9 protein-coding genes are annotated in these 13,541 nt (G+C 50.7%); 7 read left to right on the forward strand and 2 right to left on the reverse strand.

Annotated features, from left to right (window positions below):
* Nucleotides 1-34: 34 nt before the first annotated feature.
* Both DW657_RS12100 and DW657_RS12105 read right to left on the reverse strand, forming a co-directional pair.
* Nucleotides 35-1,216: a class I SAM-dependent rRNA methyltransferase gene (locus tag DW657_RS12100; protein ID WP_089542494.1), complete on the reverse strand. Its 1,182-nt coding sequence runs from the start codon at nucleotides 1,214-1,216 to the stop codon at nucleotides 35-37.
* A gap of 66 nt (nucleotides 1,217-1,282) precedes the next feature.
* Nucleotides 1,283-1,822 (reverse strand): 3'-5' exonuclease, encoded by a 540-nt coding sequence (locus DW657_RS12105; RefSeq protein WP_233546955.1) that lies wholly within the window; start codon nucleotides 1,820-1,822, stop codon nucleotides 1,283-1,285.
* A 186-nt stretch (nucleotides 1,823-2,008) separates the two neighbouring features.
* Here DW657_RS12105 and DW657_RS12110 point away from each other — a divergent pair, with 186 nt between their 5' ends.
* From DW657_RS12110 to DW657_RS12145, 7 genes are all read left to right on the forward strand, one after another.
* Nucleotides 2,009-4,639, forward strand: a complete 2,631-nt coding sequence (locus tag DW657_RS12110) for a DNA translocase FtsK (protein WP_118312700.1) — start codon at nucleotides 2,009-2,011, stop codon at nucleotides 4,637-4,639.
* 195 nt (nucleotides 4,640-4,834) lie between these two features.
* Nucleotides 4,835-5,434: a LolA-like putative outer membrane lipoprotein chaperone gene (locus tag DW657_RS12115; RefSeq protein WP_118312701.1), complete on the forward strand. Its 600-nt coding sequence runs from the start codon at nucleotides 4,835-4,837 to the stop codon at nucleotides 5,432-5,434.
* Between the two features lie 360 nt (nucleotides 5,435-5,794).
* Nucleotides 5,795-6,877 (forward strand): phosphotransferase enzyme family protein, encoded by a 1,083-nt coding sequence (locus DW657_RS12120; protein ID WP_118312702.1) that lies wholly within the window; start codon nucleotides 5,795-5,797, stop codon nucleotides 6,875-6,877.
* 316 nt (nucleotides 6,878-7,193) lie between these two features.
* Nucleotides 7,194-11,096 (forward strand): TIM-barrel domain-containing protein, encoded by a 3,903-nt coding sequence (locus DW657_RS12130; RefSeq protein ID WP_199658357.1) that lies wholly within the window; start codon nucleotides 7,194-7,196, stop codon nucleotides 11,094-11,096.
* 143 nt (nucleotides 11,097-11,239) lie between these two features.
* A complete protein-coding gene (locus DW657_RS12135; protein WP_118312704.1) occupies nucleotides 11,240-11,674 on the forward strand; it encodes a Fur family transcriptional regulator in 435 nt (144 codons plus the stop codon).
* 90 nt (nucleotides 11,675-11,764) lie between these two features.
* Nucleotides 11,765-12,325 (forward strand): NADH peroxidase, encoded by a 561-nt coding sequence (locus tag DW657_RS12140; RefSeq protein WP_089542486.1) that lies wholly within the window; start codon nucleotides 11,765-11,767, stop codon nucleotides 12,323-12,325.
* A 209-nt stretch (nucleotides 12,326-12,534) separates the two neighbouring features.
* A partial coding sequence (locus DW657_RS12145; protein WP_233546957.1) for an AAA family ATPase occupies nucleotides 12,535-13,541 on the forward strand: 1,007 nt, incomplete at its 3' end.

Here is a 13,541-nt window from a genome sequence, read left to right on the forward strand (position 1 = left end):
TATAGAGATTTTACTCTTTTTACGCTGTCAGAGCTTACTCCACATAAAGCACGAGTCCCTTCAGGTATTCGCCTTCAGGATGATAGATGTTGATAGGATGATCGGCTGGCTGATGCAACTGGTGCAGGATGCGAACCTTTCTTCCTGCCTGGGCTGCTGCAGTAAACACAGCGTTGCGGAAATTATCCTTGGTAACCACCTGAGAGCAGCTGAAGGTGAAGAGGATTCCACCCTTCTTGATTCTCTGCAAGCCCTTTACATTCAGGCGGGTATATCCCTTCAGCGCATTGCGCAGCGCTGCACGGTGCTTGGCAAAGGCAGGAGGATCGAGGATGATGAGATCATACTGCTGGTCGTGCTCATCCAGATACTTGAACGCATCCTCGCAGAATGCCTCGTGGCGTGGGTCGCCAGGGAAGTTGAGAGCGATGTTCTCATTGGTCAGCTCGATCGCCTTGGCGCTGCTGTCTACGGAGTGAACCGCCTTGGCATTGCCGCGCATGGCATAGACTGAGAACCCGCCGGTATAGCAGAACATGTTGAGCACGCTCTTGCCCTTGGCGTAATGCTCGAGCAGGGAGCGGTTCTCACGCTGATCTACGAAGAAACCGGTCTTCTGACCGCGCAGCCAGTCGATATGGAACTTCAATCCGTTCTCCACAGCCACGTCATCGGCATCGCCACCCAGGATAAAGCCATTCTCCTGGCGCAGGTCTGCCTTGTATGGCAGGGTGGTCTCGCTCTTGTAGTAGATGTTCTGCAGCTCGTCGCCCATCACCTGCTTCAGCGCCTTGGCAATCTCCATACGGCATACGTGCATACCCACACTGTGAGCCTGCATCACGGCAGTAGGACCATAGCAGTCGATAACGAGACCCGGCAGGTTGTCTCCCTCGCCATGCACCAGTCGATAGGTATTGTTGTCTGGATTGCCGGCGATACCTACCGCCAGACGCATCTTGTAAGCCGACTCCAGTCGGGCGCACCAGAACTCGTTGTCGATATCCACATCGCTGAAGGAGAGCACTCTCACGGCGATGGAACCGATCTGATAGTGACCGATGGCGATGAAGTCGCCGGCAGAAGTGAACACCCTTACGGTTTCACCTTCCTCTATATCATTGTCCATGCGCTGGATAGCGCCGGAGAATATCCATGGATGGAATCTCTTGAGAGATTCTTCTTTTCCTTTCTTTAAATATACGTTCTTATACATTATTATATTATATAATCTTTTAAGTTCTATCAATTCTCTCTTTTACGAAAAATCGAATACATCAACCTAGAATTCTACCAGTTCGTAATCGTCAGCCTTGCTGAGACGGTTGAACTCCTCGTAGATATGAATGCAGCACCATGCGTCCGTGGCGGCATATCTGCACTGAGCCTCTCTGAGCTCCTGGGATTCCCAGTTGCTGAGTCGCTGTGCCTTGCTGATTTTCTGATGGAAGAGGTTGGCGTAGATTTTCTGCAAGCTCATATCCTTGATGCCGAATTTCTTAGCCACATCCTGCAACTCGATGAAATATCCCGACTTGAAATCGCATCTGCGATGCAACTGCAAGAGGTCATCATGCCAAGACAATCCCACTTTTGGCACCTTTTTATCCTCCAGGAATCGGATGATGGCTGGTGTCATACCCGTGAGATGCAGGCGGAAGAGATAGCAGGTATCGCGGGTACTCACCTGCAGCAGTGATACCTGGAAGTGCATACCCTTGGAGAAACTTGGTCGTGTCTCCGTATCCACACCCAGAATATCCTGTCCCAGGAGATATTCTACAGCGGCATCTGTATCTTCAGCCTTATCTATCACTATCATATTGCCAGGAAAGAGAATTCGAGGCAGGCTATTGATAGTTTTCTTTTCGAAACTAGTGAAAATTATCTTCATTACTGCTATTTATTCATTACAAGTTGCAAAATTAGCAAAAAATCCCGAAAAAAAGGAGCGTTTCTCAATCTTTTTTGCTAATTTTGCAGTTAAATATTAAAAAGAAATAGAAAAATGGCAAAGAAAAGAACATCAGGCAAAACTAAATCATTTAGCGAAGCCATTGGTTTACAATATATTTTCAACAATACGATTACCGATTTCTTCCTCGGACTCGCCTTGCTCGTAGTTGCTGTCGTCATGATACTGGCGATGATTTCATTCCTCAGTACGGGCGCTGCCGACCAGAGCTTGCTGGAGAATCTGCAGCCCGGAGAATGGACCAACACCCAGCAGCAGTTCCAGAACTACTGCGGATCCATGGGAGCCATCCTCTCCTATTGGCTGATGGCGGTGAACTTCGGTTTCCCTGCCTTCCTGATTCCCTGCTTCGTGGTGATGGTGGGTTTCCAGCTGATGAATGTCTATCGTGTGAATCTCTGGAAGTGGTTCTTCTGCATGATGGTGGTGATGATCTGGTCATCCGTCACCTTCGCCAAGTTCCTCACCCCTATCTTCGGTAGTCTCATCTTCAATCCGGGCGGAAAGCACGGAATGTTTGTGGTCCAGACCTTGGAGAATGTCATCGGTCCTCCGGGACTCACCGCCATCCTTCTCTTCGTGGCGATCGCATTCCTCACCTATATCACCACCGAGACCATCACCATCGTGAGAAAGGCACTCAACCCTATCGGCTATATATCTAATAAGGTGAAATTCGAGATTACCAACCATAAGGAGAAGCAGGAGGAGGATGATGCCATCGATGAAGCTTACCGGAATGCTGCCCAGGGTACGGTGCAGGATGAGGAGGATGAGACGGACGAGAACTCCGAGACTTCTCAGGCTCAGGAGACATCCAAAAACCAGATGGCAGACCAGAACGAGGAAAGTTCTCTGCAGCAGATGGCTGAGGAGCAGAAAGATGAGGATGAGAAGGCAGCCTCGCCAATCGACCTCGATGCTGCCGCAGCCGATGACAGCCAGCAGGCTGATGCCGACAAGAACGTAGCTGCTCCGAGCCAGATTCAGCAGCAGCGTGAGCTCAGAGCACAGCGCGCAGAAAGAGAGCGCCAGGAGATGGCTGCAGCCGCTGCCGCTTCGGCTCATATCGGAATGGATATCTCTGTGGCTACCGGAGAGGAGAAGGCTACCAGCAACACTGTAAGCAATGCCGAGGTGCTCAATACGCCTATCAATCCGAAGGAGCCGTTCACAAGATACAAGTACCCTACCCTCAACCTGCTGAAGAAATACGACGACCAGGAGGTGTCTATCGACGAAGAGGAGCAGAAGGCCAACAAGAACCGAATCATCGAGGTGCTGGGCAACTTCGGCGTACAGATCAAGACCATCCGTGCCACCGTGGGTCCTACCATCACTCTCTACGAGATTCAGCCTGCTGAGGGTGTGCGCATCTCCAAGATCAAGAACCTGGAGGATGATATCGCCCTGAGCCTCGCTGCCCTGGGTATCCGTATCATCGCTCCTATCCCTGGCAAGGGAACCATCGGTATCGAGGTGCCTAATGCCAAGGCAAACATCGTGAGCATGGAGAGCATCCTGAACTCCAAGAAGTTCCAGGAAACCAAGATGGAGCTGCCTATCGCGCTGGGTAAGACCATCACCAACGAGGTGTTCATGGTGGATCTGGCGAAGATTCCTCACCTGCTCGTTGCCGGTGCTACCGGTCAGGGTAAGTCTGTTGGTCTCAACGCCATCATCACTTCCCTGCTCTACAAGAAGCATCCTAACGAGCTGAAGCTGGTGCTCATCGACCCTAAGAAGGTGGAGTTCAGCGTATATTCACGCATCACCAACAAGTTTATGGCTGCCGTTCCGGATGAGGAGGAGCCTATCATCACCGATGTAACCAAGGTGGTGAGAACGCTGAACAGCCTCTGCGTGCTGATGGACAGCCGCTACGACCTGCTGAAGAAGGCGGGAGCCAGAAACATCAAGGAGTATAATCAGAAATACGTGAACCACAGACTGAAACTGACTGATGGTCACGAATTTATGCCATACATCGTGGTAATTATCGATGAGTTTGGAGATTTGATCATGACAGCCGGCAAGGAGGTGGAGCTTCCTATCGCCCGCATCGCCCAGCTGGCACGTGCCGTGGGTATCCACATGATCATCGCTACCCAGCGTCCTACCACCAGCATCATCACCGGTAACATCAAGGCGAACTTCCCTGGACGTATCGCCTTCAAGGTAACTTCGGCCATCGACTCCAAGACCATCCTTGACAGAACGGGAGCCAACCAGCTCATCGGTCGTGGTGATATGCTCTATCTCAACGGCAACGAACCGGTGCGTGTACAGTGCGCCTTCGTAGATACACCAGAGATTGAGCGCATCAACGAATACATCTGCAACCAGCCTGGTCCTATCGAACCGATGGAACTCCCAGAGCCAGCCAGCGAAGATGGCGGCGTAGGAGGCAACGGCAGCGTAGATACCCGCAACCTGGATCCATATTTCGAGGAGGCAGCCCATGCCATCGTTCTCTCGCAGCAGGGCAGCACCAGTATGATTCAGCGCCGTTTCAGCATCGGCTACAACCGTGCCGGCAGACTGATGGATCAGCTTGAGGCAGCAGGCATCGTGGGAGCCGCTCAGGGCAGTAAGCCAAGAGAGGTACTCCTGCAGGATGAGAACCAGCTCAATACATTGCTGATGCAATTAAGAAATTCATAAGAGAGCCCAGAACCAACGGTCGTCACCGGCCGAAGGGAAAGATAAAGGGCAAAAGACAACATTCGCTCCAAACGCCCTGAAAGGGCAAAAGCTCCTAGCCCAGGGCAACACCCTGGGTTAATGAACGAAGAACCAATACGCCCTGAAAGGGCAAAAGCTTTTAGGTTTAGTTATAATACAATAAACAGTAAGGATATGAAAAAGATTTTAGCTATCGCTTTCGCAGCGATGATGAGCCTGGGCACTATGGCGCAGACCGCCCAGCAGGTGCTCGACAAGACCGCTGCCGTCATCGGCAACAAGAAGGGTGCTACCGCCAACTTCAAGCTGTCTAGTCCTAAGTACGGCTCGGCAAGCGGTACCATCACCATCAAGGGCAACAAGTTTAATGCACGCACACCGGAAGCCATCGTATGGTATAACGGCAAGACCCAGTGGACCTATATGAAGAAGACCAACGAGGTGAACGTGAGCAACCCTACCCAGGCCAAGCAGATGTCGATGAATCCTTATACCTTCATCCACATCTACAAGACAGGATATAAGAGCACCCTCAAGACTGTGGGCAGCAACTATCAGGTGCATCTCGTAGCCAACAACCAGAAGCGTACCGTGGCAGAGATGTATATCACCATCAACAAGAACACCCACGTGCCATCGCAGGTAAAGATGCGCCAGGGCTCTACCTGGAGTACCATCGATATCTCCGGTTTCAAGGCAAAGGGTATTTCCAACAATTCCTTCGTCTTCAACAGCAAGGAATTCCCAGGAGCAGAAGTCATCGACCTGAGATAATGTCAAAGCTTTTGCCCTTACAGGGCGAAAGGCTTGCATCCAAACAACCCAGGGCGTTGCCCTGGGCTAGGAGCTTCTGCCCTTTCAGGGCGTGAGGAGCCAACTAACAAGCTCCCAGCATAAGGAGAATATTGCAAGCAATACGCCCTGAAAGGGCAAAAGCTCCCAGCATAAGGAGAATATTGCAAGCAATACGCCCTGAAAAGGGAAAACTCCTAGCACTGGGAGAATGTTGCAAGCAATACGCCCTGAAAGGGCAGAAGCTCCTAGCCCAGGGTATCACCCTGGGTTAAAAATCCAATAAGAAACTACGCCCTGTAAGGGCAAAAGCTTTAAAAATATATTTAAAACCAAACTAAAATGAAAGATCTCAAACCTATCATCTCACAGTTCGACATCACCGGAACTGTAAATGAGGTAAAACCTCTCGGTAATGGACTCATCAATGACACCTACAAGGTGACAACAGTAGAAGACGATGCACCAGACTATGTTCTCCAGCGCATCAACGACTCTATCTTCACCGATGTAGATCTCTTGCAGCACAACATCGAGGAAGTAACTACACACATCCGCCAGCAGCTCGAAAAGCAGGGCGCTGACGACATCGACCGCAAGGTACTCACCTTCGTCAAGGCGAGCAATGGCAAGACCTATGTAAAAGACGAAGACCAGCAGTACTGGCGCATTTCCGTCTTCATTCCTCGTGCCATCACCCAGGAGGCTGTCAACCCGGAAAGCTCCTATTACGCAGGAAAGACCTTCGGAGAGTTCGAGGCTCAGCTCACCGACATCACCGACCGCCTAGGCGAAACCATCCCTGATTTCCACAACATGGAACTGCGCCGCGACCAGCTCCGTCAGGCAGTGAAAGAAGACCGTGCCGGACGCGCAGAAGGCGTAAAGGATTTCATCGCAGAAATCGAGAGTTATATGGATGAGATGTGTCTCTGCCAGCGCCTCTTCCGCGAGGGCAAGCTGCAGAAGCATGTCTGCCACTGCGATACCAAGGTCAACAACATGATGTTTGATGAAGCGGGTCGCGTATTGTGCGTCATCGACCTCGATACCGTGATGCCATCACTCTTCGTGAGCGATTACGGCGATTTCCTCCGCACGGCAGCCAATACCATCGCCGAGGATTCTCCAGAGTTCGAGAAGATAGATTTCCGCATGGACATCTTCGAATCATTCACCCGCGGCTATGTGGAGTCAGCATCAGCCTTCCTTTCTCCATTGGAGATTTCCCTGCTTCCTCATGCAGCCGAGCTCTTCCCATACATGCAGGCAGTACGCTTCCTCTGGGATTACCTCAACGGCGACCACTACTGGAAGTGCAAGTATCCTGAGCACAACCTCGTAAGAGCCCAGAACCAGTGGCATCTTTTCCTCAAGGCGAAGGAACACGAGGCAGAGATGAAGGCATTCATCGAAAAACTGTAAGAATAGAAATTAGAGATTCAAGTTTCGCAAGTATGCTCCACACGCCCTGAAGAACTAGCGAATGTGGTTCAAGGACGCCCTGAAAGGGCAGAAGCTCCTAGCCCAGGGCATCGCCCTGGGTATACAAGCAATCAGCAAGGCGCCCTGTAAGGGCAAAAGCTTTGTATATTGCCTGGTATTTGAAGGCTTTTGCCCTTACAGGGCGGCAGACTTGCATCATCATTACCCAGGGCGATGCCCTGGGCTAGAAGCTTCTGCCCTTTCAGGGCGTGTGGCGGTAACTATCGAAAAACTCTCAAAATAATCTATAAATAAAATGAGTAATATTTATAAGAAATTATCTGTTGGCAACCTGATGGCAATGGCAGTAACCTTGCCTATGGTTGCCAACACAACCAACACAGCATCATCTCCCCTGCTTCCGTCCGCTCCCGATGCCCAGAAGGCAGCCCAGACCGTGAAGACGGGAGATGTCCAGATTCTCAGAATCAATCCTACGCTGGTGGAGATTGTCTTCGCCAACCAGCAACGTGTCGCCGTAGATTTCTACGGCGAAAGTGTTTTCCGTATCTTCGAAGACCGTAACGATGGCGTGATGAGAGCGCCCGAGGCAAAGCCTGAGGCGAGCATCCTGGTGGATAATCCACGCACTGCCCTGAATCATAAACAGGTGAAGGTGGAGGAGAACGATAACTCCATCACCCTTTCTACCACCAAGGCACAGGTCATCTTCGACAAGGCTACCCAGCTCTTCAGAATCATCAACCTGGAAGACGGAAAGACCGTGGCAGAGCAAAGCGCTCCGGCACAGTTTACCCCCGAAAAGGTAACCCTCAGCCTGCGCGAACAGCCGGATGAATATTTCTTCGGTGGCGGCGTACAGAACGGAAGATTCTCTCACAAGGGTGAGAAAATCGAAATCGTCAACACCAACAACTGGGTAGATGGCGGAGTGGCGTCCCCTGCCCCATTCTATTGGTCAACCGCTGGCTACGGCTTCATGTGGTACACCTTCAAGCCAGGTTTCTACGACTTCGGTTCTACCCAAAACGGAAAGGTAGAACTCTCTCACGAATCCAGGAACTTAGACGTTTTCTTCATGGTGGGCAAGAAGCCTACCGATCTGCTCGATGGCTATTACCAGCTCACCGGCAACCCTGTACTCCTCCCTAAGTTCGGCTTCTACGAGGGCCATCTCAATGCCTACAACCGCGACTACTGGAAGGAGGCCGACAAGGGTCGAACCATGGTATTCGAGGATGGAAAGGCGTATAAGGAGAGTGCAAGCGACAAGACCGGAATCAAGGAATCGCTCAATGGCGAAAAGAACAACTACCAGTTCTCGGCACGCGCGGCAATCGACCGATATGTGAAGCACGATATGCCGCTGGGATGGTTCCTGCCAAACGATGGATACGGAGCCGGATATGGTCAGGAGACTACCCTGGACGGCAACATCCAGAACCTGAAGGAATTCGGTGATTACGCCCGCAAGCACGGTGTGGAAATCGGACTCTGGACCCAGTCAGACCTGCATCCGAAAGACAGCATTGAGGCGCTCCTGCAGCGCGACATCGTGAAGGAGGTGGGAACCGCTGGCGTAAGAGTGCTCAAGACCGACGTGGCCTGGGTAGGCGATGGCTATTCCTTCGGATTGAACGGTGTGGCTGACGTGGCTCAGATCATGCCTTACTATGGCGAGAATGCCCGCCCGTTCATCATCTCGCTCGATGGATGGGCTGGTACACAGCGATACGCATCCGTCTGGTCGGGCGACCAGACGGGCGGCGACTGGGAGTACATCCGCTTCCACATCCCTACCTTCATCGGAGCCGGACTTTCGGGTATCTCCAACATCACATGCGACAACGACGGTATCTTCGGCGGAAAGAATCCGATCGTCAACATGCGAGAATTCGAATGGAAGGCCTTCACCGCAATGGGTCTGAACATGGATGGCTGGGGCAGCAATGCCAAGTATCCTCATATCCTGGGCGAACCGGTTACTTCCGTCAACCGCTGGTATCTGAAGCTCAAGTCAGAGCTGATGCCATACATCTACACAGCAGCCCACGAGGCAGTAACCGGCAAGCCGCTGGTTAGAGCGATGTTCCTCGACGAAGCCAACCCTTATACCCTGGGCAAGGCAACACAGTATCAGTTCATGTGCGGTCCATCGTTCCTCGTGGCTCCTATCTACAAGGAAACCAAGATGGATAAGGAGGGCAACGACATCCGCAACGGCATCTACCTGCCTCAGGGCGAATGGGTGGATTACTTCAGCGGACATATATATAAAGGTGGAAGAATCATCAACGAGTTTGAGGCTCCCTACTGGAAACTGCCTGTCTTCGTGAAGCGAGGCGCCATCATCCCGATGGTAAATCCTAACAACAACGTATCGCAGATAGACAACACCCAGCGCATCTTCGAACTCTATCCATACGGCGAAACCCATTACGCCCTCTATGATGACGACGGCAAGACCGAGCTTTACCGCCTGGGCGAACACGCCACCACCCACATCACCTCCTCCCTGCAGAAGAACCGTCTCGAGGTACACATCTACAAGACCACGGGCCACTTCCAGGGTCAGGAGAAGAACCAGGCTACAGAACTGCGCATCAATCTGAGCCAGATGCCTAAGAAGCTGGCGGCGAAGATTGGCGGAAAGAGCGTGAAGCTGACCCAGGTGAATTCGCTCGATGAACTCCGCAAAACCGGAAATGCATGGTTCTTCGACGAGGCTCCTCAGCTCAACCGCTTCGCCACACCGGGCAGCGACTTCGAGAAGATGGATATCCGCAAGAACCCGATGGTTTATGTGCGACTGGCGAAGACCGACATCACTGCCAACGACGTAGAGCTCCGCATGGATGGCTATCAGATGGATGACGCCGATGTGCTGCTCCACACCACCGGTGCCCTCGCTGCCCCTCAGGTAACGATGAAGGACAGCCAGAGCCCTAACAAGGCATTCGAGCTGGTGGCTACCTGGAACAAGCAGTCCAACGCCGACTACTATGAGGTAAAGGTGGATGGCGTGATTCATTCCACCATCCGCAGCAACGAATTCACCATCGAGAACCTGAAACCGGAAACCGATTACGAGGTGCAGGTGAGAGCCGTGAACAAGGACGGCGTTTCTGAATGGACCACCGTTCAGGCGCACACCATCAAGGACCCTCTCGATGAAGCTATCCGCAACATCACAGTCACCAACTCTACTAAGGACTGGGAAGGCCTGGAGGTTTCGAAGATGTTCGACTTCAACGAGAAGAACTTCTGGCATACCGACTACTACAAGAAGGAAGGTGTGCTGCCATTCGATGTAACCCTCAACCTCAACGGCATCGCCAAACTCGACAAGATTCACTATCTCCCGGCTTCTGAGCGCGAGACCAACGGACAGATCCAGAAGGGTAAGTTCGCCATCAGCAACGACGGCATCAACTGGACCGAGACCGGAAGCTTCGACTGGAAGAACGAGAATGCCGTGAAAGAATACCAGTTCCAGGGCAACCCAGAGGCTCAGTACATCAGGATGACCGTAGAGGAAGCCCGAGGCGGAATGGGTTCGGGTGCCGAGATGTACGTATTCAAGGTTCCGGGCAGCAAGATGGAGAAGGCTGGTGACATCAACCACGACGGACGCATCGACGAGAACGACTTCACCTCTTACCTCAACTACTGCGGATTGCGCAGGGGCGACAAGGACTTCGAGGGCTACGTAAGCAAGGGCGATATCAACGGCAACGGTCTCATCGACGCCTACGATATCTCCGTGGTGGCTACCCAGCTCAAGAGCGGAGTAAGCAGCAAGAAGGTGCCAGCCGTAGAGGGCAGCATCAGTCTTGCAGCAGATAAGAAGGTGTATAAGGCAGGCGAAACCATCACCCTCACCGTAAAGGGCAAAGGTCTCGTATCGCTCAATGCCCTGAGCTTCGCCCTGCCATACAGCGCCACCGAATACGAGTTCATCGGAGTGGATGTGAAGGATATGGGCAAGATGGAGAACCTCACCAAGGACCGTCTGCACTCAGATGGCAGCAAGGTGCTCTACCCTACCTTCGTCAACATCGGTGAGCAGCCAGCCGTAGAGGGCACCCGCGATCTCTTCACCATCAAGCTCAAGGCAAAGAAGGCATGCAAGCCAGCCTTCCAGCTCAAACAGCTGATGATGGTAGATAAATTCCTGGGCGTAAAGACCGGAAAATAGCCTCTTTTTTGTGAACAAACATTTAATTCTGTAAATTATCTAAAAATAAAGCCTATTATTTTGGATATTTTACAGAATTATTTGGTAGATAGAAATAAATTCATTACCTTTGCAAACGCAAAAATCAATCAAGAGATAGGAATATGAAAAAAACAGAAGCTTACAACAGATTGGTAGAGAAAGGCATCAGACCATCAGTACAGAGACTGGCAATCCTGGACTACCTGATCAAGCACCCTACCCACCCAAAAATCGAAGATGTTTACAAAGCTTTGGAGGACAAGGTACCGACCCTAAGCCGTACCACAGTGTATAACACGCTCCGCATGCTGAGTGAGGTAAATGCAGCCCAGATGATCACTATCGACGAACATCGCGTATGCTATGATGGCAACATCGAGCCACACGTTCACTTCTACTGCAAGAACTGCGGCAAGATCATCGACCTCTTCGATGAGCAAGCACCAAGGGTAACAGAGACCAAGGTGATAGATGGCAACATCGTGCAGGAGGAACAGCTCTACTACAAGGGCATCTGTTCAGCTTGCGCCAAGAAGATGGAGAAGAAGACGAATTAACAGGAACAGAAAGCCGAAATGATTCGTCAGACAAGAGAATTAATAGTAATAAGATAATACAATACAAGAACATTTTAATACATTAACATTATGAAGAAGAAATTTATTTGCACCGTTTGTGGTTACATCTATGAGGGTACAGAGGCACCAGAGAAGTGCCCTATTTGCAAGGCTCCAGCCAGCAAGTTCAAGGAGATGGAAGATACAGTGGATGATGATTTGACATTCGCTACTGTACACGTTCTCGGTCAGGCATATAAGGATGGCGTCAATGAGGAGGTCATCAAGGGTTTGAAGGATCACTTTGCAGGTGAGTGTGGCGAGGTAGGTATGTATCTTGCAATGGCTCGCCAGGCAGACCGCGAGGGTTATCCAGAGATTGCAGAGGCTTACAAGCGTTATGCTTTCGAGGAGGCTGACCATGCATCTCGCTTTGCAGAGTTGCTGGGTGAGGTTTTGGGTGATACCAAGAGCAATCTTGAGGCTCGCATCGCAGCTGAGAAGGGTGCTTGCGAGGACAAGTTCCGCATTGCCAAGCTTGCCAAGGAGCAGGGTTCTGATGCTATCCACGATACTGTTCATGAGATGGCTAAGGACGAGGCTCGCCACTGTGCAGGTTTCGCAGGTCTTTACAAGAGATACTTCAAGTAAGACTATTTTTAATTTTTTTCGATACTAAGTCTTGGAGCCCGGTTCCGAATCATAGAGATTCAGAATCGGGCTTCTTCGTTTTGATGGTAGATTTGTAATCCCCCAATAAAAGCATACTCGATAGAAGTTTTTCGGGAAAAGTTTTGGAGATTAGGAGATAAAGTATTATCTTTGCCATCAGATTCAAAAACGAATAATCAAACTGAGTTATGATAGTAAGACCAAAGCGCATTTATCGCAAGCGCATACCATACGGCATGCAGAATTTTGAGGATGTCATAAAAGAGGATTGCTACTATGTGGACAAGACTCCTTTCATCGAGCAGATAGAAGAATCCAACAAGTATTTCTTCTTCATTCGCCCTCGCCGTTTCGGCAAGACACTCACCCTCTCCATGCTTGAGAATTACTATGACATCAACAAGAAAGACAAGTTTGAGGAAATCTTTGGCAAGCTTTACATCGGGCAGAATCCTACACCAGAGCATAATACATATCTCATCATTCACCTCAATTTTGCCGAGGTGGCAGCTGGATTGGATGATTATAAGGATGGACTGGACAACCATTGTAGCCTTGTGTTCAATTTCTTCTGCGACATCTATGCACATCTTCTTCCTGCTGGTATCAAGGAAGGATTGGAAAAGTTAACAGATGCAGTGTCTCAACTGAGATTCTTGTGCCAGAAGTGCCAGGAGGTAGGCAAGAAGATTTATCTCTTCATCGATGAGTACGACAACTTCACCAACATGATTCTTGCCCATGAGGAGCATCTTATGAGGTATCGCAACCAGACCCACGGAGAAGGATACTTGCGACAGTTCTTCAATACCATCAAGGGTGCGGCTGGCAATACTCTGGGCAGAGTGTTCGTCACGGGAGTAAGCCCTGTGACCATGGATGACCTGACCAGCGGATTCAACATCGGAACCAACTACTCGCTCTCACCTGACTTCAATGAGATGACGGGATTTACCGAGGAAGAAGTGAGAAAGATGCTGGATTATTACGGCAGCGTCCTGCCGTTCAATCACACCACCGATGAGCTGATCAAGGTGATGAAGCCTTGGTACGACAACTATTGCTTTGCCGAGGAGAGATATGGTGAGACCACCATGTACAACTCGGTGATGGTGCTCAACTTCGTTGATAATTACATCCGAAGCGAATACCAAATCCCTAAGAAGATGGTGGAGACCAACATCCGTATCGACTA

Origin of the sequence: Prevotella sp. AM23-5, from assembly GCF_003473645.1 — a bacterium.
GTDB classification, from domain to species: Bacteria; Bacteroidota; Bacteroidia; order Bacteroidales; family Bacteroidaceae; genus Prevotella; species Prevotella copri_A.

Bases quoted from the DNA above. Each gene is read 5' to 3' on its own strand.
- DW657_RS12120 (WP_118312702.1), top strand. From the start codon at position 5,795: ATGAAAGATCTCAAACCTATCATCTCACAGTTCGACATCACCGGAACT.
- DW657_RS12140 (WP_089542486.1), top strand. From the start codon at position 11,765: ATGAAGAAGAAATTTATTTGCACCGTTTGTGGTTACATCTATGAGGGT.
- DW657_RS12100 (WP_089542494.1), bottom strand. From the start codon at position 1,216: ATGTATAAGAACGTATATTTAAAGAAAGGAAAAGAAGAATCTCTCAAG.
- DW657_RS12105 (WP_233546955.1), bottom strand. From the start codon at position 1,822: ATGATAGTGATAGATAAGGCTGAAGATACAGATGCCGCTGTAGAATAT.
- DW657_RS12110 (WP_118312700.1), top strand. From the start codon at position 2,009: ATGGCAAAGAAAAGAACATCAGGCAAAACTAAATCATTTAGCGAAGCC.
- DW657_RS12115 (WP_118312701.1), top strand. From the start codon at position 4,835: ATGAAAAAGATTTTAGCTATCGCTTTCGCAGCGATGATGAGCCTGGGC.
- DW657_RS12135 (WP_118312704.1), top strand. From the start codon at position 11,240: ATGAAAAAAACAGAAGCTTACAACAGATTGGTAGAGAAAGGCATCAGA.
- DW657_RS12130 (WP_199658357.1), top strand. From the start codon at position 7,194: ATGAGTAATATTTATAAGAAATTATCTGTTGGCAACCTGATGGCAATG.